This window comes from Dietzia sp. PP-33 (assembly GCF_033790845.1).
Classification (GTDB): Bacteria; Actinomycetota; Actinomycetes; order Mycobacteriales; family Mycobacteriaceae; genus Dietzia.
Genome location: NZ_JAMYEI010000001.1, coordinates 318,063 through 344,204 on the forward strand (window position 1 = coordinate 318,063; position 26,142 = coordinate 344,204).

Consider the following 26,142-nt stretch of genomic DNA (forward strand, 5'->3'; position numbering starts at 1 on the left):
GGGTCAGCCCACCGGGGTCTCGTCCAGGCTGTCGCTCGGCGCCGGCACATCCCCCTGATCCTCCTCGGGCGGGGCCCCACCCTTGATCATCCAGATCACCGACCCCAACTCCTCGGGCTTGACCAGGACATCGCGGGCCTTGGATCCCTCGGAGGGGCCCACGATGTCGCGGGACTCCATCAGGTCCATGAGCCGACCCGCCTTGGCGAACCCGACGCGGAGCTTGCGCTGGAGCATCGAGGTCGACCCGAACTGGCTCGAGACGACGAGTTCCACGGCGGCGAGCAGGTCGTCGAGGTCATCGCCGATGTCGCCGTCGATGTCCTTCTTGGACTCCTCCTTTGCGGCGGTGACAGTCTCGTCGTAGTCGGGTTCCGCCTGGGTCTTGGCGTAGTCGACGACCTTGTGGATCTCCTCGTCCGTGATGAACGCCCCCTGCATCCGGATGGACCGCGATGCGCCCATCGGGATGAAGAGCCCGTCGCCCATACCGATGAGCTTCTCCGCGCCGGCCTGGTCGAGGATGACTCGAGAGTCGGTGAGGGAGGACGTCGCGAAGGCGAGTCGCGACGGCACGTTGGTCTTGATCAGGCCCGTGACCACGTCGACGGACGGACGCTGCGTGGCGAGCACCAGGTGGATGCCGGCCGCCCGCGCCTTCTGGGTGATGCGGACGATCGCGTCCTCGACGTCGCGTGGAGCGGTCATCATGAGGTCGGCGAGCTCGTCCACCACTGCCACGATGTACGGGTACGGCCGGTACTCGCGCTGGCTACCGGGCGGGGTCGAGATCTCCCCCGATTTGACCCGCTCATTGAAATCCGTGATGTGGCGGACGCGGGTGGACTTCATGTCCTGGTAGCGCTGCTCCATCTCCTCCACGAGCCAGGCCAGTGCCGCCGCGGCCTTCTTGGGCTCCGTGATGATCGGTGTGATCAGGTGCGGGATTCCCTCGTACGGCGTCAGTTCGACCATCTTGGGGTCGATGAGGATCAGGCGCACCTCGTCCGGGGTCGCCCGCGACAGCAGGGACACGAGCATCGAGTTGACGAAGCTGGACTTGCCCGAACCGGTCGAGCCGGCGACCAGGAGATGCGGCATCTTGGACAGGTCGGCGGTGACGAAATCCCCCTCGATGTCCTTGCCCAGTCCGATCAACATCGGGTTGTGCTTGTTGGCCGTACTCGGATCGGTGAGCACGTCCGCGAGTCGGACCAGTTCACGATCGAGGTTGGGAACCTCGATGCCCACGGCGGACTTGCCGGGGATCGGCGCCAACAGTCGAACGTTGTCCGTGGCCACCGCATAGGCGATGTTCCGGTGTAGCGCGGTGATCTTCTCGACCTTCACACCGGGGCCGAGCTCGACCTCGTAGCGGGTGACGGTCGGCCCGCGGGTGAAGCCGGTGACCGCGGCGTCGATCTTGAACTGCTCGAGGACGCCCTGGATGGCCTCGATCATCTGGTCGTTGGACTCGCTGCGCTCCTTGGGCGGATCTCCCGCGGTCAACAGGCTGACGGGCGGGAGCGTGTACTCGACACCGCTGAGCAGCTGCTTCTGCGAATCGAGGCGCTCCACGTCGGTGTCCGCGGCGGTGTGGGTCGACGGCGAGTTGGTCTGCTGCACCGCGGTGGTGGGCGCCGGGGCCCCCGTCTCCGACGCGGGGGCGGTGTCGGGTGCGGACGCGTCCATGACGGTCGTGTCCGCGACCGGAGTGCGCGGCGCCCGCCTGGTCCGCGCCGGGGCCTCGGCGGGGGCGTTCTCCTGCTCCTGCGAGGACCCGACCCGGGCTGCCGCCGGCATCTCCACCGTCTCCCCTGTGGTGGGTGTGTCCGTCCACGCGGCCATGCGTCGCCGGGACGTCCGGCGTGCTGTGGGCCGCTCCTCCTCGACGGCCGACCCGATGTCGGAGATCGGGTACGCGGTGGTGGCGTCCCCCTCGTCCCAGTCCGCATCCTGGTCGTCGTGGTCGACGATGTCCCCACTGCCGTCCCAGCCGAAGAATCCGCGAACGATCCCCGGGATCTCCCTCGCGGGACGGCCCACCATCACGAGGACCCCGAAGGCCGCGAGCAACACGAGCAGCGGGACCGCGACGAACACCGACAGTCCCGTCTCGAGAGTGCCCCCGACGATCCGGCCGAGGACTCCTGCCCCCGAGCGGACACCCTCCGGATCCGACGGCGATCCCGACGCCAGGTGCCAGAGACCGACGACTCCCAGGCCGGTCACCGTCGTCCCGACCAACCACCTGGAATGGACGTCCGGCCGGGGCTCCCGCGCCATCACGAGGGCGCCCCAGCCGCCGAGCAGCAGGGGAAGCAGCGCGCCGGGTGTGCCGACGACGGTCCGGATCCCGGTGTCGATCCACTGCCCGACCGGCCCGGCCGCGCCGAACCACACAGCTCCGGCGCAGATGATCGCGATGCCGACCAGGATCAGCCCGAGACCGTCGCGTCGATGCGGGGGCGCCACGCGGTCGTCGTCGGCCGTCCCCCGCAGTCCGCGGACGCCGTGGCCGACCCCCTTGGCCATCCCCGACCAGCCGCCGCGCAGCCCACGACCGACCGCCCCGAAGGCCCCGGATGTACGTTCCGGCGTCGCCGGGGCGGTGCGGGCACCGCCCCGGCTCCCCGACCGTGGAGTGGAGACGACGGCTCCCCGACGGGAGGCGTTGCCCCGGGAGGATGACGTGGTGGATCGCTGCGCTCCCGACTTCGATGCCGGTCGTCGTCCACCGGGGGCACGGGTGGATCGCGTGTTCGAGCTGGGTGCCATGGGGGTCACTCTATCTTCTCGAACCCCATCGGTAACAGCAGCCACACGGGTGGGGGCGGTCTACAGACCCCTCGACACGGCCTCGACAGCGTCGATGCCCTGCTGGGCGCCGGAGATGTCGACGTCGACGGCGTCCCGACCGAACGCCCACAGGAGCAGTTCGACCGGGTGGGCCGTCACGCTCACCATGGGCGCAAGTGCGGCGCCCGTGGACACCGCGCCCCGCTTGGTCAACCGGATCTCCGACGGGGTGCGCAGGTCGACACGGGCCGCGACACGCCGCAGGAACGTCCTGGCGACCGTGGTCCCCAGCGCCCAGATGCGGTCGAGGTCCTCGGCGTCGAACTCCCTCGTCGTCCATTCCCCGTCCGCCCTGCGGACGTCCTCGTGGTGCACGAGGTACTCCGCGGCGTTGGCCACCCGATCGGCGTAGCGAAGGGGCGAGTACCACGGCGCCCCGGCCGCGATCCTCTCGAGGAGGTCGTCCCACGACCGCTCGGTCTCACGGAGTCTCAGCTCCTCCAACCGCGAGGCGAGCGCGGGGACGATCACGCCCGCGGCGGCGTCGGGGCGCGCCTCACGCACCACGAGGTGCGCCGCGAGGTCACGGGTCGTCCAGCCCTCGCACAGGGTCGGCGCATCCGGCCCGGTGGCGCGCATCGTCTCGACGAGTGCGCTCCGTTCCCGCTGCGCCAGGGACCGACGGTCGACGTCCACCGGGCTCAGCTCTCGGCTGCGACGGAGGTGATGACGGTGGGAACGATCATCGGCTTGCGACGCCACTTCTCGGAGACCCACGTGCCGACGGTGCGCCGAACGGCCTGCGCGAGGCGGTAGGGGTCGGTCTCCCCCTCCCCCGCCAGGTCCCACAGGGCGTTCTCGACCAGCTCGACGACCGGGGACAGCGCACCGGGCTCGTCGGTGAAGCCCTTGGCGATGATCTGGGGCTTGCTCACCGGACGACCGGTGCGGGGATCCACCACGACCGTGGCGACGATGAATCCGTCCTCGCTCAGCGCCGTCCGGTCGGCGAGCACGGTGTCTCCGACGTCCCCGGTGGACAGACCGTCCACGTACAGGTGGCCGACCGGGATCTGGCCGACCGCGGCCGCCTTGCCGTCGACGAGGTCCACCACGACGCCGTTCTGCGCCAGCACCACGTTCTCCGCGGGCACCCCGGTCGCGACCGCCAGCGCCTTGTTGGCCCGGAGATGTCGCCACTCGCCGTGCACCGGCATGGCGTTCTTGGGTCGCACCGCGTTGTAGACGAAGAGCAGTTCGCCCGCGTCCCCGTGTCCGGAGACGTGGATGTTGGCGTCCCGTGAGGTCACCACGTTGACGCCCATCTGGGACAGGCTGTTTTGAACGCTGAAGACCGGCTCCTCGTTGCCCGGGACGATCGACGACGAGAACAACACGGTGTCGCCCTCGGAGAGGTTGATCTGCCGGTGCTCACGGCGGGCCATCCGGGAGAGCCCGGCCATCGCCTCGCCCTGGGTGCCGGTGGTCATCACGAGGACCTTCTCGGACGGGAGCTTGGCGGCCGCATCCATGTCCACGATCACGTTCTTCGGGTCGGTGAGCAGCCCCAGCTCGAGGGCGATCTCCATGTTGCGGAGCATCGATCGACCGGTGAGCGCGACCTTCCGGCCGTTCGCTGCGGCGGCCTCGAGGACGGACTGGACGCGGTAGACGTTGGACGCGAAACAGGCGACCACGACGAGCTGACGCGCGTTGGAGATGAGCCGTTCGAGCGCCGGCCCGACCTCGGACTCCGAACGGCTGACCCCCGGCGTGGTGGAGTTGGTGGAGTCCAGCAACAACAGGTCGATCCCCTCGTCACCGAACCGCGCCATCTTGGGGAGGTCGGTGGGCCGCTTGTCCGTGGGGAGCTGGTCGAGCTTGATGTCGCCCGACATCATCACCGAGTTCCCGCCGGCGCGGATGACCACACCGAGGCACTCCGGGATCGAGTGGTTGACGTCGAAGTAGCTGACCTCGAACGGGCCGAACGAGCTGATCGACGACTCGTCCACCTGCCGGAACACCGGCTTGATCCGGTGTTCGCGACACTTGGCCGCCACCAGCGCCAGGGTGAACCTGGACCCCACCACCGGGATGTCCGGGCGGAGCTTGAGCAGGAACGGGATCGCGCCGATGTGGTCCTCGTGGGCGTGTGTGAGCACGAGCGCCTCGACCTTGTCGAGACGGTCCTCGATGTGCCCGAAATCGGGGAGGATGAGATCGACGCCCGGTTCCGCCGAGCTCGGGAACAGCACACCACAGTCCACGATGAGCAGCTTCGAGTCGTACTCGAAGGTCATCATGTTGCGGCCGATCTCGGTGATCCCACCGAGGGCGACCAGACGCAGGGCGCCCTTCCGCGGCTTGGGCGGGCTGGGCAGCCTGACGGTCATGTCCCCGCCCTGCATCGTCTTGACGCCCCCGAACTCGGCGGTCGAGGTGCCCCCGCGGCCGCGGCCACGCCCTCCGCGACCACGGCCGCCGCCCTGGTTTCCGCCGTTCTGGCCCCCACCGTTCTGGTTGCCGCCGCCCTGGTTTCCGCCGCCCTGTCCTCCATCGGAGGAGGTACCGCGCCCACGGCCGCGCGAGGAAGCCTTCGAGGCGTCCTGCTTCTGGTCCGGCTGCCCCTTGTTCTGCTGGGACTTGGACTGGCCTCTGCCCTGCTGGCCGCCGCCCTGCTTGCCCTGGTCCTGCTGTTTGCCCTGGTCCTGCTGCTTGCCCTGCTCCTGCTTGGGCCGGTCCTGCTTGGACCGGTCCCCGCCGCTGCTCGCCGCGGGCACGTCGGCGACGGCCTTGGGCTCGGTGAACTGCACAGCGGTCGCGGGTGCGGGTTCGCCGGTGGGGCGGCCGGCAGCCCGGCGGGGGCGACCGCGTCCGCGGCTGTTGGTCGGATTCTCCGTCATCTGATGACTCCTGCTCTGTGCAACAGCGACGCCAGTGCGTCCCGCTGCTCGGTGGTCGGTGGTAACTGCGGGAGTCGCGGCACTCCGGCCGGGATCCCGAGAAGTTCTAGAGCTGCTTTGGACATCGACACGCCACCGAGCGCCCGCTGGGCGTCGAAGAGCGCGAGGAGTCCACGGTTGATATGCCGTGCTGTCTCGACGTCGCCGGCGAGGAAGGCCCGGCGGAGCTCGACCAGGCGCGGGGCGACCAGGTGGCCGATCACGCTGACGAATCCGCTCGCGCCCACGGCCAGCCAGGGAAGGTTGAGCTGGTCGTCACCCGAGTAGTAGACGAGGTCGCAGTGGGACATCACGGTGACGGCGTCGTGGAAATCGCCCTTCGCGTCCTTGACGGCCACGATGTTCGGGTGGGACGCCAGTCCGATGAGAGTGGTCGCCTGGATGGGGACCACGGACCGCGGTGGGATGTCGTACAACATCACGGGCCGGTCGGTGGCGTCGGCGATCGCCCGGAAGTGGGCGTCGAGTCCTGCCTGGGTGGGCTTGGAGTAGTACGGCGTCACCACGAGCATGCCGTGGGCGCCGACTGAGGCCGCCTGGCGGGCGAGGTGCACGGAATGTGCCGTGTCGTAGGTGCCCACCCCGGCGACGATCGTCGCCCTGTCCCCCACCGCGGCCAGAACAGCCTCCAGGACCGCGATCTTCTCCGCGTCCGTGGTGGTGGGCGACTCGCCCGTGGTCCCGGACACGACGATTCCGTCGCATCCCGAATCCACGAGGTGTTCCGCGACACTCGCGACGGCCCCCAGGTCGACGTAGCCGTCGGACCCGAACGGGGTGACCATCGCCGTGAGAACCGTGCCGAACGGCGCGGGGCGCCCCGGTTCGGTGGGGGCCGGCCGACCGTCGGTCGACGTCGGGCCCCCGGTGGTCACGTGTGTCATGGATTCCCAGACTACCCGCAGAGTACGGGATGTCCCGATTCCGACCCGGCGTTCCGGCTCATCCCTCCAGGACGTAGGGGCTGACGGCGATCTCGGAACCGTCCTCGAGGGTGGTGATCTCGAAGTCGGAGAACACGGCCGGCGCCGCGTCCCGTAGTCGGCGAAGGACGTCGATGGCCAGTCCACGGATCTCGGTATCCGCGTGTTCGGTCGCGCGCATCCCGATGAAGTGCCGCCACGACCTGTAGTTGCCCGTCACGACGATCCGCGTCTCGGTGGCGTTGGGCAGCACCGAACGAGCGGCCTGCCGGGCCTGCTTGTGACGGAGCATCGGGTTGGGGACGTCGGCGAACCGCTCCTCCAACTTGGACAGCATCTCCGCGTAGGCGTCACGCGACGCGTCGGTGGCCCGTCGGAAGATCTCCACCAGCTCCGGGTCGTCGGCTATCGCGGGCGGGGGCACGACCTTCGAGTCGTGCTCGGGAACGAACCGCTGTGAGAGCTGGCTGTAGGAGAAGTGACGGTGTCTGATGAGCTCGTGGGTGCACGAACGGGAGATGCCGGTGATGTAGAAGGACACACTCGCGTGCTCGAAGACCGAGAGGTGGCCCACCTCGAGGATGTGCCTGAGATAACCCGCATTGGAGGCGGTACGGGGGTTGGGCTTGTCCCAGCTCTGGTAGCAGGCCCTGCCGGCGAACTCAGCCAGGGCGGATCCGCCGTCCGCATCCGTGTCCCACCCGACCTCGTCAGGTGGGGTGAACGCGGTGTGCGCGACCAGGCGGACCTGCCGCCGGACGAGCTCGGACATCGTGTGACTCCCTTTCGCTTTCGTGGTGCCCGGCGGGTCAGCCGAGCAGATGTGCGGCGACCGTCGCGGCGGTCTCGGCCGCGGTGTCGAGCTCCTCGCGGCCGGGCTCGCCGGTGAGTTGTATCGCGGGCGCGACCTGTCGCAGACCCCAGCCGGTGGTGATGCGCTCGACCGAGGTGACCGCCCCCGACGTGTCGTTGTCCCCGTGGACGCAGAGCGCGTACGGTCGGCCCGCCACCGCGCCCTCGCAGGTGTAGTAGGTCCGGTCGAAGAAGTGCTTGAGTGCTCCGGACATGTACCCGAAATTGGCCGGGGTGAGCAGGACGTAGCCGTCGGCGCGGAGGACGTGGTCGTCTGTCGTGGCCAGGGCCGGGACCGATTCGACGTCGACACCCTCGAGATCAGGGTGTTCGAGCCCGCTCTGCAACGCCTCGAGGATTCGGCGCAGACGAGGCGATGGTGCGTGGTGGACCAGGAGAACGGTGCTCACTGCGGTGGCTCCCCCGTCGACGCCTCGCGGAGGCCGATCGCCGCGCGCATCACCTCACGGGCGCGGGCCCGGTCGCCGGCGTGGTCGTAGGCCCGCGCCAGCCTGTAGTTGGTGCGCCAGTCGTCCGGGGCGGCCTCGTACTCGGCACTGACCCGGTCGAACAACGAGTCGGCGGCGGCGTGCTCGAGTCGCCCGGAGGGGCGCTGGTCGAGTCCGGAGATGTCGAGTTCGATGCCCTCGTCGGCGGCCGCGGCGGAGATGCGCTGCAGTTCGAATCCGTTCCGCAGGATCGCCCACATCGCCCATGCGCCGACCACGGTCAGCAGGATGATCCCGACTCCCAGCCCTCGCATGGCGAGATACTCGGATCGGCTGATCATGGCCCAGCCGAGGTAGAGCAGGTAGCCGAAGGCCACCACCAGTCCCGCGGCGGTGACGGCCATGACCAGGGGTTTGACGACGCGGTCCATGGGCCGGCCTACAGATCCATGAAGTCGTCGAGCCCCACGGTCAGCCCGGGAGCCTCGGTGACCGACCGCACTCCGAGCAGGACCCCGGGCGCGAACGAACTGCGATCGAGCGAGTCGTGCCTGATGGTCAGGGTCTCTCCCCGCGTGCCCAGCAGCACCTCCTGGTGGGCGACCAGCCCGGTCACCCGGACCGAGTGCACCCTGACCCCGTTGACGTCGGCGCCCCTCGCGCCCTCCAGTTCCGTGGACGTGGCGTCCGGGGACGGTCCGAGGCCGGCCGCGGACCGCGCTGCGCCCATCATCTCGGCGGTACGGTGAGCGGTGCCCGACGGAGCGTCGGCCTTGTTGGGGTGGTGTAGCTCCACGATCTCGGCGGACGGGAAGAACTTCGCCGCCTGGACGGCGAAACGCATCATGAGGATCGCGCCGATGGCGAAGTTGGGAGCCACCAGCACCCCGGTACCGGGCTGGTCACGGAGCCACCCGCGGAGGGTCTCCAGTCGCTCGTCGGTGAAGCCGGTCGTGCCGACGACCGCGTGGATCCCGTTCGAGATGCAGAACTCGAGGTTGGCCATGACCACATCGGGATGGGTGAAGTCCACGACGACCTCGGCGCCGGAGTCGGTGAGCTTCTCCAGTGGATCACCCTGGTCCACCTCGGCGACGAGTTCCAGGTCCTCCGCCTCGCGGACAGCCTCGCAGATCGCCGTGCCCACCTTGCCGCGTGCCCCTAGCACTCCGACCTTCGTCACCGTCATCGTCTCCTCAATGGTCGTCAAGCCGATCACCAGCCTATCCGCCGACGCCGGCGAGCAGACCAGCCGCGCCGCCGACGTCGGGCATGCCCGGCCCCACGGCGGCCAGGCACCAGGGTGCGGTCTCCGCCGTCCAGTAGCCCGCGACATCGTCCCGGGTCACCGATCGGAGTCTGGCCAGGGACTCCTCGACGGTCACCACGGTGTCCCGGTCCAGGAGGTGGCGGCCGATCCGCGTCATCCGTGACAGCGGGTCGTCGAGACCCAACCTGATGGACCCGGTGAGGTGTCCGGCGGCGCGCTCGATCTCCTCGACCGTGGGAGGGTTCGGGATCATGCCGGCCACCACGTCCGCGACCGCACCGCACAGGGCCTCGCTCCGGCCGACCGGGCTACCGGCGACCACCGACACCAGGCCTGTCGCCCGGAACTGGTCCATCGACGCGTACACGTTGTAGGACAGTCCCAACTCCTCCCTCACCCGTTGGAAGAGTCGGGAGCTCAGGCCCCCGCCCAGGACGGCGGTCGCGAGCTGCGCCGCGGCGCGGTCACGGTGATCTCGCGCGGGCGTCCTGCGGGCCAGCGCCAGGAGGACCTGTTCGGAGTCGCCGTTTTCACCGACCAGCACCGACGACGACGCCCAGTCGCCGCGGTCGACGGGCTCGGAGACGACGGGCCGAACCACGGGGTCGCCGATTCTCGGGAGGTCCTCGCCGGCGGCGATCACCGCGGCCAACGGGCCGTCGGCGATACGCCTGACCAGGTCCGCGTGATCGACGCGCCCCGCCGCGGCCACCACGACGTCACCCGCGCGCAGGACCCGCCGGTGGAACGACCGCAGTGTCTCGGCGTCCAGCGTCTCCACCGAATCCTCGCTGCCGATGATCGGGCGGCCGAGCGGATCGCACCCGAGAACGGCGCCCGTGACGAGGTCGCAGGCGAGGTCCTCCGGGTCGTCCCCGCGGCCGGCGAGCTCGTCGAGCACCACATCACGTTCGATCTCGACGTCCTCCGGCGCACACGAACCGTTGGCCACCACGTCGACGAGGACGTCGACCGCGGTCGGCAACCCCTCGGCGGGGACGTGGACGTGGTAGCAGGTGTGCTCCCGACCCGTGTAGGCGTTGAGGTCGCCGCCGAGCAGGTCGATCCGCTCCGAGACCTCCCGACCGGACGACGTCGCGGTCCTCTTGAACAGGACGTGCTCGAGAAAGTGGGCGGCACCGTGCTCATCGGGGGCCTCGTCGGCCGAACCGGCCGCGATCCACACCCCGACCGCCGCGGTGTGACACCACGGGAGGTTCTCGGTCACCACCCGGAGACCGGGGATGGACCGGTCGACCCGGATCGTCGAACTCACTGTGGCACTGCCTTTCAACGAGACTGCCTTTCAACGATTCGGGGGCTCGAAGCGATGCGAGGCACGCACCCCGGGTGTGGGGTGCGTGCCTCGTCGTGTCCTACCGGAGGCGGTTCACCGCGCCCGGCTGAGGATCATCAACCCTGGTCGGTGTCGGCCTCCGGGGCGGGGTCCCCGGCGTCCTCGGACGCGGACTCGTCGCCGACGGGGACGAGGCTGATCTTGCCGCGGTTGTCGATGTCCGCGATCTCGACCTGCATCTTGTCGCCCACGTTGACGACGTCCTCGACCTTGCCGACGCGCTTGCCCTGGCCGAGCTTCGAGATGTGGACCAGGCCGTCGCGGCCGGGCAGCAGCGACAGGAACGCACCGAACGGGGCGGTCTTGACCACCGTGCCCAGGAACCGCTCGCCGACCTTGGGCAGCTGCGGGTTCGCGATGGCGTTGATCTTGTCGATCGCGGCCTGCGCGGAGTCACCGTCGGTGGCACCGATGTAGACGGTGCCGTCGTCCTCGATCGAGACGGAGGCGCCGGTCTCCTCGGTGATCGAGTTGATCATCTTGCCCTTGGGCCCGATCACCTCTCCGATCTTGTCGACGGGCACCTTGATCGCGATGATGCGCGGGGCGAACGGGCTCAGCTCGTCCGGCTCGTCGATGGCCTCGGCCATCACGTCGAGGATCGTCAGACGCGCCTCGCGGGCCTGCGTCAAGGCACCGGCCAGCACCTCGGACGGGATCCCGTCCAGCTTGGTGTCCAGCTGCAGGGCGGTGACGAACATGCCCGTGCCCGCGACCTTGAAGTCCATGTCGCCGAAGGCGTCCTCGGCACCGAGGATGTCGGTCAGCGCCACGTAGCGGGTCTGTCCGTCGACCTGGTCGGAGACCAGACCCATCGCGATCCCGGCCACCGGCGCCTTGAGCGGCACGCCCGCGTTGAGCAGCGACAGGGTGGAGGCGCAGACGGATCCCATCGAGGTGGACCCGTTGGAGCTGAGCGCCTCGGACACCTGACGGATGGCGTAGGGGAACTCCTCGACGCTCGGGAGCACCGGCATGAGCGCACGCTCGGCGAGCGCTCCGTGACCGATCTCGCGGCGCTTGGGCGAACCCACGCGGCCGGTCTCACCGGTGGAGTACGGCGGGAAGTTGTAGTGGTGCATGTACCGCTTGCTGGTCTCCGGTCCCAGTGAGTCGATCTGCTGGGCCATCTTGACCATGTCGAGGGTGGTGACACCCAGGATCTGGGTCTCGCCCCGCTCGAACAGCGCCGAACCGTGGGCCCGCGGGATCACCTCGACCTCGGCGGACAGGGCCCGGATATCGCGGGTGCCGCGGCCGTCGATACGGAAGTGGTCGGTGAGGATCCGCTGGCGGACGATCTTCTTGGTGAGCGACTTGAACGCGGCACCGATCTCGCCGAGCCGGCCACTGAAGCGCTCCTCGAGCGAGTCGAGCACCTCCGCCTTGAGTGCGTCGGTGGCGCTGTCGCGCTCCTGCTTGTCCGCGATGGACATGATCTCGCCCAGCTTGGCCTCGGCCACCTCGGACACGGCGGTGAACGCGTCCTCCTGGTAGGGCGGGAAGAGCTGGAACTCGCGGGCCTCGGAGGGCGCCGCCGTGGCCAGCGCCTGCTGAGCGGCACACAGCTCGGAGATGAACGGCTTGGCCGCCTCGAGTCCCTGCGCCACGACGTCCTCGGTCGGCGCCTGCGCACCGCCGGCGATCTTCTCGATGACGTTGTCGGTGGCCTCGGCCTCGACCATCATGATGGCGACGTCGGCGGTGTCACCCGAGCCGACCACGCGACCGGCCACGACCATGTCGAAGACGGCCTCGGAGAGCTGCTCGACTGTCGGGAACGCGACCCACTGGCCCGCGGGCTGGGCGGCCGTCGGGATGAGAGCGATGCGCACGCCGCCGACCGGGCCCGAGAACGGGAGGCCGGACAGCTGGGTGGACGCGGACGCGGCGTTGATCGCCACGACGTCGTAGAGGTCCTTGGGGTCCAGGCTCATGATGGTCACGACGACCTGGACCTCGTTGCGGACCCCGTCCGCGAAGGTGGGTCGCAACGGCCGGTCGATGAGGCGGCAGGTGAGGATGGCGTCGGTGCTCGGCCGACCCTCACGGCGGAAGAACGAACCGGGGATACGACCCGCGGCGTACATCCGCTCCTCGACGTCCACCGTCAGCGGGAAGAAGTCGAGGTGGTCCTTGGGGTGCTTGCCCGCCGTGGTGGCGGACAGCATCATGGTGTCGTCGTCGAGGTACGCGACGACCGCTCCGGCGGCCTGCTTGGCCAACCGTCCGGTCTCGAATCGCACCTCGCGGCGACCGAAGTCGCCGTTGTCGATGGTCGCGACGGTCTCGAAGACTCCGTCTTCGACCTCGACGGCCGTGATCTCTGGCATGTGTGGTCCTGTCCTGTCGATGACTGGGGGCCACTCGGCGGAGTCCTCCGCCGGGGCCGCCGGGCCACACGTCAGGGGGTCCCGGTTCGACCTCGGTCTTCGATCGAAGCGGCCGGAACCGGTACCCCATCGTGATGGTGAGGCACCCTCAAGTTCCGGCAGCCACTACCGAGGACCGTCAATCGGACCTGTCGACACCCGGTACGTGCGCACCGGCCGTGATCAGGCTACCAGGGAGAACACCCGGGGTCACCGGAGGACACGGGCGCACCGCCCTCGAACAGCACTGTTCCCCGCCCTCGACGAGGACGGGGAACAGTGGGAAGTGTGAGCGGGATGTGCTCAGCGACGCAGGCCGAGGCGCTCGATCAGCGAGCGGTAGCGGGCGATGTCGACCTTGGCGATGTACTTGAGGAGACGACGACGGCGACCGACCATCAGGAGCAGGCCGCGACGCGAGTGGTGGTCGTGCTGGTGGCTCTTGAGGTGCTCGGTCAGCTGGCTGATCCGCTTGGTGAGCAGCGCGACCTGGGCCTCCGGCGAACCGGTGTCGGTCTCGTGGATCCCGTACTCGGCCAGTACGGCCTTCTTCTCTTCGGTGCTCATCGCCATGGGAATCTCCTGGTTGTTCCAGTCCGCGAAAATGAATGACCCCGCCGCCGCGGACCGCAGGAGGGCCGAGAGGAGACGTTACCAGCAGGAACGGCCGCGATCCCAATCCGCGGTGTCATATGCGTGCACGACCGGTCCCGTCCACTCCGAGCACGGCCCGGGTCCTGGCGACGTCGCGGTCCATCGCCACCAGCAACTCGTCCACCGAGGAGAACTTCTCCATGTCGCGGACGTGGTCGACGAAGTCGACGGCGGCCAGGTGACCGTAGAGGTCCGCCGACTCGTCGAGAACGAACGCCTCGACGCTGCGGGGGGCGTCGCCGAAGGTGGGGTTGGTGCCGACGGAGATCGCCGCCGGGTATCGCCGGCCGGGCACGATCGATCCGTCGACGGTGTGGTCGTCGAGAACGGTGAACCATCCCGCGTAGACCCCGTCCACGGGTACGGCGGTGTACTCGGGCAGGTCCAGGTTCGCCGTCGGGTACCCCAGGTCGCGTCCGCCGCGTCCGGCCCCGTGCACGACGACCCCGGACACCCGGTGCGGCCGGCCGAGGATCGACGCGGCACCGGCGACGTCGGACTCCGAGAGCAGCCGGCGGACACGGGAGGACGAGACCGGTTCGCCCCCGGATTCCAGGAGGTCCACGACCCGGACGGCGATCCCCCTCTCGTCGCAGAGCCGGCGCATCGTCTCGGGGTTCCCGGAGGCGCGGCGACCGAACGTGAAATTGCTGCCCACGGCGACGGCACGACTCCGCAGCCCGTGGACCAGGACGCGGTCGACGAACTCGTCGGGCTCCCACGCCGCCATCTGCAGGTCGAAGGGCAGCGCGAAGACCGCGTCCACGCCGAACTGCCCGGCCAGTTCCGCGCGCCGCTCCAGTGGAGTCAACACGAGCGGGTGGGTGCCCGGCCTGACCACCTCGACGGGGTGGGGATCGAAGGTGACCAGGACGGGGCTCGCCCCGAGGTCGCGCGCCGACTCGAGCGCGTGGTCCACCAGGGCCCGATGACCTCGGTGGAGTCCGTCGAACACCCCGAGCGCGACGGAGGTCCCGCCGTCGGGGATCACGATCTCGTCGAACGTCCGCCACAGCTGCACGGCGCCCACCTTACGCCCGGCCGTCACAGGCCCGCCGGTCGCATGACCACGACCGGAGCCGCTCGCCGTCCGGACTCGGAGACCAGTGCGGCCACCCGCCCGTCCGGGCCCACGGCGGCGACGACTCCGACCTCGCCCCGGGCCTCCAGCCACCGCCCGTGCCGCAGGCCCTCCGCCTCGTCGGCGTCGATGTCGCGACGGCCGAAAGCGGTCAGTGCCGCGGCGTCCAGGTCCAGCGACACCCGCGGATCCTCCTCGAGTTCCCCCAGGGTCCGGGCCACGTCCAACCCGAACGGGCCGACCTTCGTGCGTCGAAGGGCGGTGAGGTGTCCCCCGACCCCGAGGGCGGAGCCGAGGTCGCGGGCCAGGGCGCGGATGTAGGTGCCGGTGGAACAGTCGACGACGACGACGAGGTCGATCACCCCGCCGGTGCGCGTGCGCTCGGTGACCTCGAAACGCGACACCGTCACCGCCCGCGCGTCGAGGCGGACCTCTTCACCGGCCCGGACCCTGTCATAGGCGCGACGACCATCGACCTTGATCGCGCTCACCGAGGACGGGACCTGGTCGATCTCCCCGGTCAGGGCCTCGACCCCGGCGTCGATCGCCCGGTCGGTCACCGCGGACGCGTCGGCCCGCGTCAGGGTCTCACCCTCGGCGTCGTCGGTGGTGGTGGTCTCCCCGAGACGGATGGTGGCCTCGTATGACTTGGTCTCCAGCGCGAGCAGACCGAGGATCTTGGTGGCGCGCTCGATCCCCACCACCAGGACGCCGGTCGCCATCGGGTCGAGCGTGCCGGCGTGCCCGACCTTGCGGGTGCCGAAGTACCGGCGCAGCAGCCCGACCACGTCATGGCTCGTCATCCCGCCGGGTTTGTCGACCACCACGAGTCCGGGGGCGGGAGCGGGACGGGGGTCGGATCTGCGCGGCGTCACGGGTACACGCTATCTTCCGCCGGCGGGCCGGAGCACGACCGCCGAGGCCACGTATCCGTCCCGGACGGCCCAGCGGCCGCGGAACTCGACCAGGTCGGGTCCGCCGTCGACCGCGTGTGGGTCGATCAGGATCCGCGACCGCAGCACGCCCGAGGCGGACCCGCCGTCGACGACGGTGGGAGTCAGGGTGATGTGTGCGTCGGCGAAGCCCAGCCACCTACGGGTGAGTGGGAACCACGCCTTGTAGGTGGCCTCCTTGGCCGTGAACAACAGCCGGTCCCAGTGGACGGCGCGCTCGGCCCCACGGGCGGCGCGCACCCACGCGGCCTCCTCCGGCAGCGAGACCGCCTCGAGCACCCCGCCCGACAGCGGCCCGTGCGGTTCCACGTCCAGGCCGAGGGACCGGACCCGGTCGACCGGGGCCAGTGCCGCCGCCCGCAGACCGGCGGTGTGGGTGAGCGTGCCCACCACCCCCGCGGGCCACACCGGCATCCCCCTGCCCCCACGGGTGATCGGGCCGGCGGGAAGCCCGAGTCTGGCCATCGCCTCCCGGGCGCAGGCGCGGGCCGCCGCGAACTCGACCCTGCGGCTCTCGACCGCCCCGCTGATCTGCTCGGCCTCCACGGGATACAGGGCGGCGAGCGCCGCCGCGTCGTCGAGATCGAGTTCGTCGAACGTCACGGCCACCACGTCGTCGGGTAGTACGTCGCGGATCACCGCTCCTCCTCGAGGTCTGTCCCGCCCTCACCGGGTCGGGCGATCTTCGGCAGTCCGTCTCCGCCCCGGATCCACCGCACCTGTCGGCGCTCGGGGGCGGGCAGGATCTGACGGGCCAGCGGCTCGGGACGGCCGCGGCTGCCCCACTCGCGCGGATAGCCGAGCGAGACCTCGTCGAACCGGACCGAGTCGTGGACGGTGGTACGCGGGATGTGCAGGTGCCCGTAGACGCAGGCGGACGCGCGATAGCGGCGGTGCCAGTCCGCGGTCTGCTCGGTGCCGCACCACAACGCGAAATCCTGGTGCCGGAGGACCTCCGTCGGTGCCCTCAGCAGCGGCCAGTGGTTCACCAACACGGTGGGGTGCGCCGGGTCCAGGGCGGCCAACCTGGTGGTGGTGGTGACCAGGCGGTCACGGCACCAGGCGGCCGCGTCCGGGTACGGGGCGGGGTCGATCAGGAACTCATCGGACGCCACGATCCGCCGCTCCCGCGCGCCCGCCAGTGCCGCCGTCCGGGACTGACCCGGAGAGCGGGTCCACGAGTAGTCGTAGAGCAGGAACATCGGGACCACCCACGCCGGGCCCCCCGGACCGGTCCACAACGGGTAGGGGTCCTCGGGGGTGTCGACCCCGATCGAGCGGCAGGCCTCGACCAGTCGGTCGTACTTGGTGGTCGAGGTGATCCCCCCGTCGTCGGAGGAGATCCACAACTCGTGGTTTCCCGGGACCCAGATCACCCGCTCGAAACGGGCGGCGAGACGCGAGAGCGCACCGACCACCTGGTCGATCTTCTCCGCGACGTCACCGGCCACTATCAGCCAGTCCCCGGGATGGGAGGGCTGGACGTCGTCGAGCACGTCGACGTTGCCGCGGTGGCCCACGTGCAGGTCGGACACCGCACGCAGGCTCGCGTGGCCCCTCATGCGGGAGTCCCTTCGACGGTCCGTCCGACCGGCGTCCGCGAACCGAGGACGAGCCAGCGGTCCCCGCGGACCCGGGATGCGACGGCGATCAACCGCATCGCCACGAACACCCCCATGCCCCACCAGATCCCGGGCAGTCCCCACCCGAAGTGCCGGGTCGCCAGCAGTACCGGGAGGAACCCGAACAGGGCCGCGACCACCGTGGTGGTCCGCAGGTAGGCGGCATCGCCCGCGCCGAGCAGCACCCCGTCGAGACCGAACACCAGAGCGGCCGGTATCACCACGACCGCCATCCCGGACAGTGCCACCACGAGCCTGCCGGCCACCTCCGCATCACCCGACAGGAGGACGGACATCGGTCCCCGGAAGATCGCGGTGAGCACCGCGAGGCCGACGCCCAGGCCCAGCGACCACAGGACGACCGCCCGCGCCAGGGCACGACCGTGTGCGGCGAGTCCGGCGCCCAACGCCGCCCCGACGAGCGACTGCGCCGCGATCGCGACCGAGTCCAGGACCAGGGTGTAGAGCGCCCAGAGTTGCTGCGCCAGGTGGTGCGCGGCGAGCGAGTCGACACCGGCGGCTGCGGCGGCGGTGGTGGCCACGGCAAAGGTCACCTGGAAGGAAGCGGTACGGATCACCAGATCCACGCCGAGGCGTAGCTGACCCACGATCACCGCCCACCGCGGGCGCAGCGACCCCCGGTGCTCCAGGACGAGGGCCGCGAGGAACCCGCCCGCCATGATCACCTGACCGGCGAGGTTGGACCAGGCACTTCCCACCAGTCCCAGCGCGGGCGCGGGACCAAGACCGGGCACCAGCACCACACAACCGATGGTGGAGACACCGATCCCCACGGCCACCAGGACCAGGGGTGTCCTGAGTCGCTGCACGCCCCGCATCCACCCGTGTCCGGCGGACGCGACCAGGATGCACGGGATACCCCACACCGCCACCCTCAGCCAGTCCGCGGCACTCGCGGCCACCTCGGCGTCCGCGGCGAGGACACGCGTCAGGGGTCCCAGCGTCGCGTGCACGACGGCCACCACGACGATCCCCACCGAGAGCGCGATCCAGGTGGCCTGCACCCCTTCCGCCACGGCGTCGGCGCGTCGTCCCGCGCCGTGGAGTCGAGCCGCGCGTGCGGTGGTGCCATAGGAGAGGAAGTTCATCTGGGTGCCGAGCACCAGCAGGACGAGCGCCCCCACACCGAGGGCGGCCAGATCCTCCGGGCCCTGCCGGCCCACGACGATCCCGTCCACGAGCAGATAGATCGGCTCGGCGGCCAGGACCGGCAGCACCGGAATGGCGATCGTCAGCAGGCGGCGCCCGAGTTCGCCCGCCCCGACCTCAGGTGCCGACGACTCCCGGTCCGGGTCAGCGGAGTAGCTCACGGAGCCTCGCCACCACGACCCCGAGGTCGCCGCGCATCGTGCATCCGGCGGCGGCGGGGTGCCCGCCACCTCCGAGTGCCGAGGCGACGGCGGAGACGTCCACGCCATCGCCGGAGCGCGACCGCAGTGATACCGCCCACTCCCCCGGCAGGAACTCCTTCACGAGGACCGACACACCCGCCTCGCGTACCCCTTGGAGATGGGACACCAGTGACTCCACGTCGGCGTCGTCGACGGCCGCGACCACCTCGTTCGGCACCGTCAACCACACGGCGCCCCGGCCACCGACCGCGTCGGCCTCGAGTCGGGCGGTGCCCAACAGTTCACCCAACACACGCAGCCAGGAGAACGAGTGGGCGTCGAGGAGCTCGAAACCGAGAGCGGTCGACTCCGCGCCGGCGGCCAGGAGCCGGCGGGCCGTCTCGTGCGACCCGACGCCACCCCACCGGAAGGAGCCCGTGTCGGTGACGAGACCCGCGTAGAGACTGGTGGCGAGATCGGGGTCGACCGGGTAGCGGCCGGCGTCGAGGACGTCCAGAACCAGGGTCGCGGTCGACGCCGCCTCCGGATCCAACAGAAGGTGGGTCCCGAAACCGGGATTGGACCGGTGATGGTCCACCACGAGGACCTCGGTCGCGGACCGGGCCAGCCGGCCCCAGTCGCCCACGCGGTCCGGACTGGCGCAGTCCAGTGTCACCACCAGGCCGTCGTGGGCGGGCACCGCGCTCAACGGCACCACGTGTTCCGTCCCCGGGATCACCCGGAGCGCCCCCGGGACGACTCCCGGGTCGAACGAGTGGTGGACCACGACGCCCTCGGCCCGCAGTGCACGGGCGAGGCCCGCGGAACTGCCGAGGGCGTCGGCATCGGGACGCACATGGCAGAGCACGGTCACCTCACGGTGCCGCGAGAGCACCTCCGCCGCGCCGCCCGCGTCCACCGGGGTGGTCACCGGTCGTCGTCCCCCGGCTGCTCTGTCTCCTCGTCCCTGCGGTAGGGGTCCTCGTCGCCCGCCGGCCGCGCGCCCTCCGCCACGCGGCGGACCTCTTCGTCCTGAGCACGGGCCTTGGCCAGCAGCTCCTCCATGTGGCGTGCCGCGTCCGGCACCGCATCGAGCACGAACGTCAGCTCCGGGGTGAACTTGACCCCCGTCTGCTTTCCCACCATCGTCCGCAGTCGACCCCGTGCCGCGGTGAGTGCAGCCTCCGCGGCCTCCAGGTCGGGCTCGTCGTCGAGCGTCCTGCCGCGGACCGTGTAGTACAACGTGGCCACCCGGAGGTCGGCCGTGATCCGCGAGTCCGTGATGGTGATGAACTCGAGGCGCGGATCCTTGATCTCGTGCTCGATCGCCGTCGCGACGATCTCCCCGATCCGCTTGCCGAGCCGTCCGGCCCGTCCCTTTCCGGCCATGGCGATCCTCCTTGACGTGGCGCGGCCGCCCGGCGGCCGCTCGTTCCCCAGCATGACGTGGGGGCAGGCCCGTAGACCACGGAACCTGCCCCCACGGGTGTGTCGCCGTCGACGTCAGTCGCGCGGCTTCTCGACGAGCTCGTAGGTCTCGATGATGTCGCCGATCTTCACGTCGGAGTACGTCACGGTGAGACCACACTCGAAGCCCTCGCGGACCTCGGTGGCGTCGTCCTTCTCCCGGCGCAGCGAGGAGACGGTCATCTCCTCGACCACGACGTTGCCGTCGCGGATGAGCCGAGCCTTCGCGTTGCGGCGGATGATCCCGTCGAGGACCATGCAACCCGCGATGTTGCCCACCTTGGAGGAACGGAACAGCTGGCGGATCTCCGCCTGACCGAGCTGCTTCTCCTCGTAGATCGGCTTGAGCATGCCCTTGAGCGCGCTCTCGATCTCATCGATCGCCTGGTAGATGATCGAGTAGTACCGGATGTCCACGCCCTCGCGGTTGGCGAGCTCGGTGGACTTGCCCTCCGCACGGACGTTGAACCCGATGATCACCGCGTCGGAGGCGGCAGCCAGGTTGACGTTGGTCTCGGTGACGGCACCGACACCGCGGTCGATGACGCGCAACTGCACCTCGTCGTCGATCTCGATATTCATGAGGGCCTCTTCGAGGGCCTCGACCGTACCGGAGTTGTCGCCCTTGATGATGAGGTTGAGCTGGCTCGTCTCCTTGATGTGGGCGTCCAGGTCCTCGAGGCTGATCCGGCGGCGGGACCGCGCGGCGAGCGCATTGCGCTTCCGCGCATTTCGCTTGTCGGCGATCTGCCGGGCGGTCCGGTCCTCCTCGACCACCATCAGGGTGTCACCGGCGCCACAGACGCTGGTGAGCCCGATGACCTGCACGGGACGGGACGGGGTCGCCTCGACGACGTCCTCCCCGTGCTCGTCGACCATCCGTCGGACTCGTCCGTATGCGTCGCCGGCGACGATCGAATCGCCGACCCGCAGTGTTCCGCGCTGGATGAGCACCGTCGCGACGGGACCACGGCCCCTGTCGAGGTGGGCCTCGATGGCGACGCCCTGGGCATCCATATCCGGATTGGCCCGCAGGTCCAGTGAGGCGTCAGCGGTGAGGACGACCGCCTCGAGCAGGTAGTCGATGTTGAGCCCCTGCTTGGCGGAGATGTCGACGAACATGGTGTCGCCGCCGTACTCCTCGGGAACGAGCCCGTACTCCGTCATCTGGCCACGGATCTTGTCGGGCTGCGCACCCTCCTTGTCGATCTTGTTGACCGCCACGACGATCGGCACCTCGGCCGCTTGTGCGTGATTGATCGCCTCCACCGTCTGCGGCATCACGCCGTCGTCCGCCGCGACCACGATGATCGCGATGTCCGTCGACTTGGCGCCGCGGGCACGCATGGCGGTGAACGCCTCGTGTCCCGGGGTGTCGATGAAGGTGATCGTGCGGTCCACCTCGTCGACCGGAACGGTGACCTGGTAGGCACCGATGTGCTGGGTGATCCCACCGGCCTCGCCCTCGCCGACCTTGGCGGACCGGATGCTGTCGAGCAGCCGGGTCTTGCCGTGGTCGACGTGGCCCATGACGGTGACGACCGCGGGACGGATCTCGAGATCGTCCTCTCCGCCCTCGTCCTCACCGAAGGACAGGTCGAACGAATCGAGCAGCTCGCGATCCTCGTCCTCGGGGCTGACGACCTGGACCTTGAAGCCCATCTCCTCGCCGAGCAACTGGAGGGTCTCCGGGGTGACGGACTGCGTCGCCGTCACCATCTCGCCGAGGTTGAACAGCGCCTGGACGAGCTGCGACGGGTTGACGTCGATCTTGTCGGCGAAGTCGCTCAGCGACGCACCCTGTGCCAACCGCAGGACCTGCCCACGACCGTCGGGAAGCCGGACGCCGCCGACCTCCGGGGCCCGCATCGAATCGTATTCCTGACGCTTCTGCCGCTTGGACTTGCGGCCCCTGCGGGGCGCGCCTCCGGGACGACCGAACGCGCCCGCGGCACCGCTGCGGCCACGAGGGCCACCACCGGGACGGCCGCGGAAACCGCCGCCACCCGCCGCGGGTGCACCGGCACCGCCGCCACCGGGACGGAAACCGCCGCCACCCGGTCGACCGCCGGGGCCTCCCGGCCTACCGCGGCCCGCAGCGGGACGCGCGACCTGGCCCGGCATCTGGCCGGGACTCGGACGGGCCGGCATGTTGCCGGGGGTGGGACGGGGGCCGCCCTGACCCGGAGCACCCGGACGCTGCGCGGGGCGGGGACCACCCTGGCCGGGAGCCGGACGGGGACCACCGGGGCGGGGACCACCCTGGCCGGGCGCCGGACGGGCGCCGCCCTGCGGACGGGGCGCCGGCGTGGTTCCACTCGAATACGGGTTGTTGCCGACGCGCGGGGCCTTGGGGCCCGGCTTCGGTCCCGCGGGACGCGGGCCCGGTGCGGGACGCGACGCCGCCGGGGCCTCGGGGGCCGACGGCGCGTCGGGGGACGCATCCGCCGCGGGCCGCTCGGCGGCGGGCTTGGGAGCCGGCGCCGCGGGCTTGGCACCCGGGCTGGGCCGATCCGCTGCAGCCGGCTTGGGAGCCGGAGCCGCGGGCCTGGCACCCGGGGTGGGCCGCTCGGCGGCGGGCTTGGGAGCCGCCTTGCGCGGATCCGCTCCCGGACGGGGGCCCGGTGCCGGCGTGGACGGTGCACCGGGCTTCGGCGCAGCGGATCCTGCCGGGCTGGGCGCCGCCGGTGCGGAACCGGCACCGCCGTCGGCCGGTGCGTGCGACTCACGGAGACGCCGGACGACCGGAGCCTCGAGGGTCGACGACGCTGATTTGACGAACTCTCCCTGATCGCGGAGTTTCGTCAGAAGTTCTTTACTGGTGACACCGAACTCTTTTGCCAGTTCGTGTACCCGGGGCTTGCCTGCCACTGCTCTCCTCACTGCGAGGTCTTCACGGCAGGGCTGGCCGCGCGACCTCGATCTACATTGGATGGACGTTCATCGCTGGAGCTTCACGGTGTGCTCATCGTGTCTGGTCCGTTCCTTCTCTTGTGCTCCTCCCACCGGCCCAAGTGGCCGACGGGTGGTCTCGTGCTCGTGACGATAGCGTCCCGATCATCTCCGAGAGCGCGTCCTGGGACACGTTCCCGGCGACCCGCAGGGACCTGATGAAGGCCTTGCGGTCGAGTGCTGTCGCGATACACCGCTCGTCGCGGTGCACCCAGGCTCCTCGTCCGTGCGCTCGACGATGGGGGTCCGGTGAGAGCGATGCCGCCTCCGGATCGTGGACGATCCGCAGTAACCGGGAATCGGAATCCCGGCGGCGACAGCCGACGCAGGTCCTTACCGGACCTGCGACTTCGGCGACGCCTCTGCGCTGGTCTCGATGTACCCGCATCAGGCCGCCTCGGTCCTCTCACCGTCCTCCGTGCGAACGGCTGGACGTGAAGTCACTGTGACATCTGGTCAGTCTACAGGTCACAGGGTATCGATACTAACGGCGCGCCCGACCGCGTGGACAGGGGACGTGCCGGACATCACTTCCGCGACCGTCATTCCGCATCGCTGTGGATGTCGATCCTCCACTGCGTCAGGCGGTGGGCGAGACGGGCGTTCTGCCCCTCCTTGCCGATCGCTAGGGAGAGCTGGTAGTCGGGGACGACCACGCGGGCCGCCCGGGTCTCGGCGTCCGCCACTGTCACCGAGACGACCTTGGCAGGCGAGAGCGCGTTGCCGACGAAGACCGTGGGGTCCTCGTCGAAGTCGACGATGTCGATCTTCTCGCCGTTGAGTTCCGCCATGACAGCCCGCACCCGGGCACCGTTCGGGCCGATGCACGCGCCCTTGGCGTTGAGGCCCGAGATCGTCGTCTCGACCGCGATCTTGGTCCGGTGACCGGCCTCGCGCGCGATCGCCGCGATGCGGACGGACCCGTCACCGATCTCGGGCACCTCCAGGGCGAACAGTCCCCGGACGAGGTCCGGATGGGTACGCGAGAGCGAGACCGAGGCGCCGTGGGGCCCCTTGTGGACCCCGACCACGTGGCACTTGATCCGGTCACCGTGCTCGTATGTCTCCCCCGGGACCTGCTCTGCAGGTGCGATCGTGCCCTCGGTGCCACCGTTCTCGGGCCCGATGTGCACCACGACGATGCCGCGGGTGTTCGCCCGGGAATCCGACTGGATGACCCCGCTGACCACCTCTCCCTCCCGGGCGACCAGGTCACCGTAGATCCGATCCGTCTCGGCCTCCCGCAGGCGTTGGAGGATGATCTGTCGCGCAGTGGCCGCGGCCACCCGGCCGAAGTCGGACGGGGTGGCGTCGAACTCGCCGATACGGTTGCCGTCCTCGTCGACCTCAGCGGCCATGACGGCGACCGTCCCGGCCTTGCGATCGAGCTGGATCCGTGCGACGCGATGCGCGTCGTCGGTTCGCTTGTACGCGGTGAGCAGGGCGTTCTCCAGGGTCTGCACCAGGTCGTCCAACGGGATCTCCCGCTCCTGGGACAGCATGTTCAGCGCCGCCATGTCGATGTTCAACTGTTTTCTCCTTCTCGCACACCACGTCGGGGGTTCGCGGCTTCCGACAGGAGGGCGAGTTCGTCCTCCGGCGCGGGCCGGAACTCGACCCGGATCACGGCGCGGGCCACCTGGTCCAACCGTACCGATTCGGCCCGCATCCCACGACCCGACCTCGAGACCAGGCGCACGACGCCGGCCTCCTCGTCGAGGTCGCCGACGCGCCCGCGGCTGGGGCCGTCGACCCCGTCGACGAAGGTGAGGTCCACCTGACGACCGCGAGCCCGCCTCCAGTGTCGTGGCGCCTCGAGGGGGGCGTCCACACCGCGACTGGTCACCTCGAACGTGACAGCCCGGTCGGGACCTCCCCACTGCTCGGCGACGGCGTCGAGGTCCGTCGACAGTGTCGCGAGGTCGTCGAGCGTGACACCGGAGTCACCGTCGACGACGACGGTGACGTGCCAGGTGGTCGACCGGGAGTCCTCGCGTAGCTCCTCGAGTTCGAGTCCACGGTCGGCGACCGCCTTACGGATATGGGCCCTGTCGGGCTCGGGGACGATCACGTTGCTCCTGGCGTCGCTGCTGGTTGGTGCCGATCCGGGTCGCGGACGGGCCGGATCACTGTACCGCCTCCGGACCGGCACTCCCGCTCCCTGGCAGGATGTCGGGGTGCACTCCTCCCCCGCCGCCCCCGTCTCGCGTCGACGGTTCGTCGCGGTTTCCGCTGTCGTCACCGGGCTCGCGGCCGTCGGGGGTTGTGCGCTCCCCGTCGTCGACGACGCACCGGATCCACTGGTGCAGCTGGCCGAGGCCGCCGACCGGGACGCCCGCGAGCTCGCGGCCGCCGACGTCTCCCACGGGGATGACGTCGCCCGTCTGCGCCGGATCGCCGAGGCCCGCCGCACCCACTTCGAACGGCTCTCCGCCGAGATCGGCCGGCAGACCACCACCGGAGAGGCACCACCGGACGATGTCGCCACGGAGGACGGTGTCGCCACGGATCGACCCGTGACCTGCCCACCCGTCGAGGAGGTCCGCGCGCGCCTTCGTGAGGACGCCAGACGCGCCGCCGAGGTCGCCGTGGACTCCCGCGGGTCCCGCGCCGAGGTCACTGCGGCGGTGTCGGCCGCCTGTACCGCCGCGGTGGAGGTGGTGCTCGCGTGACCACGCCACCGGGGTTGGCCGCCGAGGACGCTGCCGTGTTCGGGTACGGACTCGTCCTGGCCGGAGCGGACGGCGGTATCCGTGCCGCAGTCCGACGGGAGCTCGCTGCGCACCGCGCGCGACGGGACGCCGCGGAGGACCTGTGGCCGGGTGCCGCCCCAGCACCGGTGGGTTACCTGACGGCCCCTGACGTCTCGACATCCCCGGTTCTGCTCGCCATCCGGCTCGAATCCGACTGCTGTGAGGCCTGGAGGGCGGAGCTCGGGGCCGCACGGTCCACCGAGGTCCGGCAGTTCTCCCTGGACGCTCTCACGGCGGCCGCCGTCCAACTCGCGCGATGGCGGACGTTGGTCCCGGGCGCGCCGTTCGAGGCGCTGCCCGGGTTCCCTCCCCCGTCCTGA

Annotated in this window: 24 protein-coding genes; 2 read left to right on the plus strand and 22 right to left on the minus strand. The window is 70.3% G+C overall.

The window, feature by feature from the left end; translation table 11 throughout:
* Positions 1–3: 3 nt before the first annotated feature.
* The 22 genes from NJE57_RS01575 to rimP all read right to left on the minus strand — a co-directional run bounded on the left by NJE57_RS01575 (position 4) and on the right by rimP (position 25,140).
* The gene (locus NJE57_RS01575; RefSeq protein WP_413464350.1) at positions 4–2,535 is read right to left on the minus strand and encodes a DNA translocase FtsK 4TM domain-containing protein; all 2,532 of its coding nucleotides are present in this window, start codon (positions 2,533–2,535) and stop codon (positions 4–6) included.
* Between the two features lie 303 nt (positions 2,536–2,838).
* Positions 2,839–3,495, minus strand: a complete 657-nt coding sequence (locus NJE57_RS01580) for a TIGR03085 family metal-binding protein (protein WP_319026608.1) — start codon at positions 3,493–3,495, stop codon at positions 2,839–2,841.
* A gap of 5 nt (positions 3,496–3,500) precedes the next feature.
* A complete protein-coding gene (locus NJE57_RS01585) occupies positions 3,501–5,705 on the minus strand; it encodes a ribonuclease J (protein ID WP_319026609.1) in 2,205 nt (734 codons plus the stop codon).
* Entirely contained in the window at positions 5,702–6,649 is a 948-nt protein-coding gene (dapA, locus tag NJE57_RS01590) for a 4-hydroxy-tetrahydrodipicolinate synthase (RefSeq protein WP_319026610.1), read from the minus strand. The genes NJE57_RS01585 and dapA overlap by 4 nt, the downstream gene beginning before the upstream one ends.
* 58 nt (positions 6,650–6,707) lie before the next feature.
* A complete protein-coding gene (gene thyX / locus NJE57_RS01595) occupies positions 6,708–7,460 on the minus strand; it encodes an FAD-dependent thymidylate synthase (protein WP_319026611.1) in 753 nt (250 codons plus the stop codon).
* A 37-nt stretch (positions 7,461–7,497) separates the two neighbouring features.
* Positions 7,498–7,950 (minus strand): flavodoxin family protein, encoded by a 453-nt coding sequence (locus tag NJE57_RS01600; RefSeq protein WP_319026612.1) that lies wholly within the window; start codon positions 7,948–7,950, stop codon positions 7,498–7,500.
* Positions 7,947–8,420 (minus strand): hypothetical protein, encoded by a 474-nt coding sequence (locus tag NJE57_RS01605; RefSeq protein WP_319026613.1) that lies wholly within the window; start codon positions 8,418–8,420, stop codon positions 7,947–7,949. Before NJE57_RS01605 ends, NJE57_RS01600 begins: the two co-directional genes overlap by 4 nt.
* Positions 8,421–8,428: 8 nt before the next feature.
* A complete protein-coding gene (gene dapB / locus NJE57_RS01610; RefSeq protein WP_319027061.1) occupies positions 8,429–9,178 on the minus strand; it encodes a 4-hydroxy-tetrahydrodipicolinate reductase in 750 nt (249 codons plus the stop codon).
* A gap of 34 nt (positions 9,179–9,212) precedes the next feature.
* Positions 9,213–10,535 (minus strand): pitrilysin family protein, encoded by a 1,323-nt coding sequence (locus tag NJE57_RS01615; RefSeq protein ID WP_319026614.1) that lies wholly within the window; start codon positions 10,533–10,535, stop codon positions 9,213–9,215.
* A 137-nt stretch (positions 10,536–10,672) separates the two neighbouring features.
* Positions 10,673–12,949: a polyribonucleotide nucleotidyltransferase gene (locus NJE57_RS01620; protein WP_319026615.1), complete on the minus strand. Its 2,277-nt coding sequence runs from the start codon at positions 12,947–12,949 to the stop codon at positions 10,673–10,675.
* A 342-nt stretch (positions 12,950–13,291) separates the two neighbouring features.
* Complete coding sequence (rpsO, locus tag NJE57_RS01625; RefSeq protein WP_319026616.1) at positions 13,292–13,561, minus strand: 30S ribosomal protein S15; 270 nt, start codon at positions 13,559–13,561, stop codon at positions 13,292–13,294.
* Between the two features lie 115 nt (positions 13,562–13,676).
* Positions 13,677–14,663 (minus strand): bifunctional riboflavin kinase/FAD synthetase, encoded by a 987-nt coding sequence (locus tag NJE57_RS01630; protein WP_319026617.1) that lies wholly within the window; start codon positions 14,661–14,663, stop codon positions 13,677–13,679.
* A gap of 23 nt (positions 14,664–14,686) precedes the next feature.
* Positions 14,687–15,598, minus strand: a complete 912-nt coding sequence (gene truB / locus NJE57_RS01635; protein WP_319026618.1) for a tRNA pseudouridine(55) synthase TruB — start codon at positions 15,596–15,598, stop codon at positions 14,687–14,689.
* Between the two features lie 9 nt (positions 15,599–15,607).
* Complete coding sequence (locus NJE57_RS01640) at positions 15,608–16,315, minus strand: 4'-phosphopantetheinyl transferase family protein (RefSeq protein ID WP_319026619.1); 708 nt, start codon at positions 16,313–16,315, stop codon at positions 15,608–15,610.
* Positions 16,312–17,238, minus strand: coding sequence for a metallophosphoesterase (locus tag NJE57_RS01645; protein ID WP_319026620.1), 927 nt, complete (start codon positions 17,236–17,238; stop codon positions 16,312–16,314). Before NJE57_RS01645 ends, NJE57_RS01640 begins: the two co-directional genes overlap by 4 nt.
* Entirely contained in the window at positions 17,235–18,629 is a 1,395-nt protein-coding gene (locus NJE57_RS01650) for an MATE family efflux transporter (RefSeq protein ID WP_319026621.1), read from the minus strand. Before NJE57_RS01650 ends, NJE57_RS01645 begins: the two co-directional genes overlap by 4 nt.
* Positions 18,613–19,581: a DHH family phosphoesterase gene (locus NJE57_RS01655; protein ID WP_319026622.1), complete on the minus strand. Its 969-nt coding sequence runs from the start codon at positions 19,579–19,581 to the stop codon at positions 18,613–18,615. The genes NJE57_RS01650 and NJE57_RS01655 overlap by 17 nt, the downstream gene beginning before the upstream one ends.
* Complete coding sequence (gene rbfA / locus NJE57_RS01660) at positions 19,578–20,039, minus strand: 30S ribosome-binding factor RbfA (protein ID WP_319026623.1); 462 nt, start codon at positions 20,037–20,039, stop codon at positions 19,578–19,580. Before rbfA ends, NJE57_RS01655 begins: the two co-directional genes overlap by 4 nt.
* A 114-nt stretch (positions 20,040–20,153) precedes the next feature.
* Positions 20,154–22,988, minus strand: coding sequence for a translation initiation factor IF-2 (gene infB, locus NJE57_RS01665; protein WP_319026624.1), 2,835 nt, complete (start codon positions 22,986–22,988; stop codon positions 20,154–20,156).
* 94 nt (positions 22,989–23,082) lie between these two features.
* Positions 23,083–23,457: a YlxR family protein gene (locus NJE57_RS01670; protein ID WP_319026625.1), complete on the minus strand. Its 375-nt coding sequence runs from the start codon at positions 23,455–23,457 to the stop codon at positions 23,083–23,085.
* 154 nt (positions 23,458–23,611) lie between these two features.
* Positions 23,612–24,598, minus strand: a complete 987-nt coding sequence (nusA, locus tag NJE57_RS01675; protein ID WP_319026626.1) for a transcription termination factor NusA — start codon at positions 24,596–24,598, stop codon at positions 23,612–23,614.
* Entirely contained in the window at positions 24,595–25,140 is a 546-nt protein-coding gene (gene rimP / locus NJE57_RS01680; RefSeq protein ID WP_319026627.1) for a ribosome maturation protein RimP, read from the minus strand. Before rimP ends, nusA begins: the two co-directional genes overlap by 4 nt.
* 106 nt (positions 25,141–25,246) lie before the next feature.
* Between rimP and NJE57_RS01685 the strand changes: the two genes are divergently transcribed.
* Together NJE57_RS01685 and NJE57_RS01690 are read left to right on the plus strand one after the other, a co-directional pair.
* Positions 25,247–25,741 carry a twin-arginine translocation signal domain-containing protein gene (locus tag NJE57_RS01685; RefSeq protein WP_319026628.1) on the plus strand — a complete coding sequence of 165 codons (495 nt, stop codon included), beginning with the start codon at positions 25,247–25,249 and terminating at the stop codon, positions 25,739–25,741.
* Positions 25,738–26,142 (plus strand): DUF4439 domain-containing protein, encoded by a 405-nt coding sequence (locus tag NJE57_RS01690; protein ID WP_319026629.1) that lies wholly within the window; start codon positions 25,738–25,740, stop codon positions 26,140–26,142. Before NJE57_RS01685 ends, NJE57_RS01690 begins: the two co-directional genes overlap by 4 nt.

Excerpts from the sequence above, each read along its gene's own strand:
- NJE57_RS01575 (WP_413464350.1), bottom strand. The coding sequence starts at position 2,535 with ATGGCCAAGGGGGTCGGCCACGGCGTCCGCGGACTGCGGGGGACGGCC.
- NJE57_RS01585 (WP_319026609.1), bottom strand. The coding sequence starts at position 5,705 with ATGACGGAGAATCCGACCAACAGCCGCGGACGCGGTCGCCCCCGCCGG.
- dapA (WP_319026610.1), bottom strand. The coding sequence starts at position 6,649 with ATGACACACGTGACCACCGGGGGCCCGACGTCGACCGACGGTCGGCCG.
- thyX (WP_319026611.1), bottom strand. The coding sequence starts at position 7,460 with ATGTCCGAGCTCGTCCGGCGGCAGGTCCGCCTGGTCGCGCACACCGCG.
- NJE57_RS01605 (WP_319026613.1), bottom strand. The coding sequence starts at position 8,420 with ATGGACCGCGTCGTCAAACCCCTGGTCATGGCCGTCACCGCCGCGGGA.
- dapB (WP_319027061.1), bottom strand. The coding sequence starts at position 9,178 with ATGACGGTGACGAAGGTCGGAGTGCTAGGGGCACGCGGCAAGGTGGGC.
- NJE57_RS01620 (WP_319026615.1), bottom strand. The coding sequence starts at position 12,949 with ATGCCAGAGATCACGGCCGTCGAGGTCGAAGACGGAGTCTTCGAGACC.
- rpsO (WP_319026616.1), bottom strand. The coding sequence starts at position 13,561 with ATGGCGATGAGCACCGAAGAGAAGAAGGCCGTACTGGCCGAGTACGGG.
- NJE57_RS01645 (WP_319026620.1), bottom strand. The coding sequence starts at position 17,238 with ATGAGGGGCCACGCGAGCCTGCGTGCGGTGTCCGACCTGCACGTGGGC.
- rbfA (WP_319026623.1), bottom strand. The coding sequence starts at position 20,039 with ATGGCCGGAAAGGGACGGGCCGGACGGCTCGGCAAGCGGATCGGGGAG.
- NJE57_RS01670 (WP_319026625.1), bottom strand. The coding sequence starts at position 23,457 with ATGCGGGTACATCGAGACCAGCGCAGAGGCGTCGCCGAAGTCGCAGGT.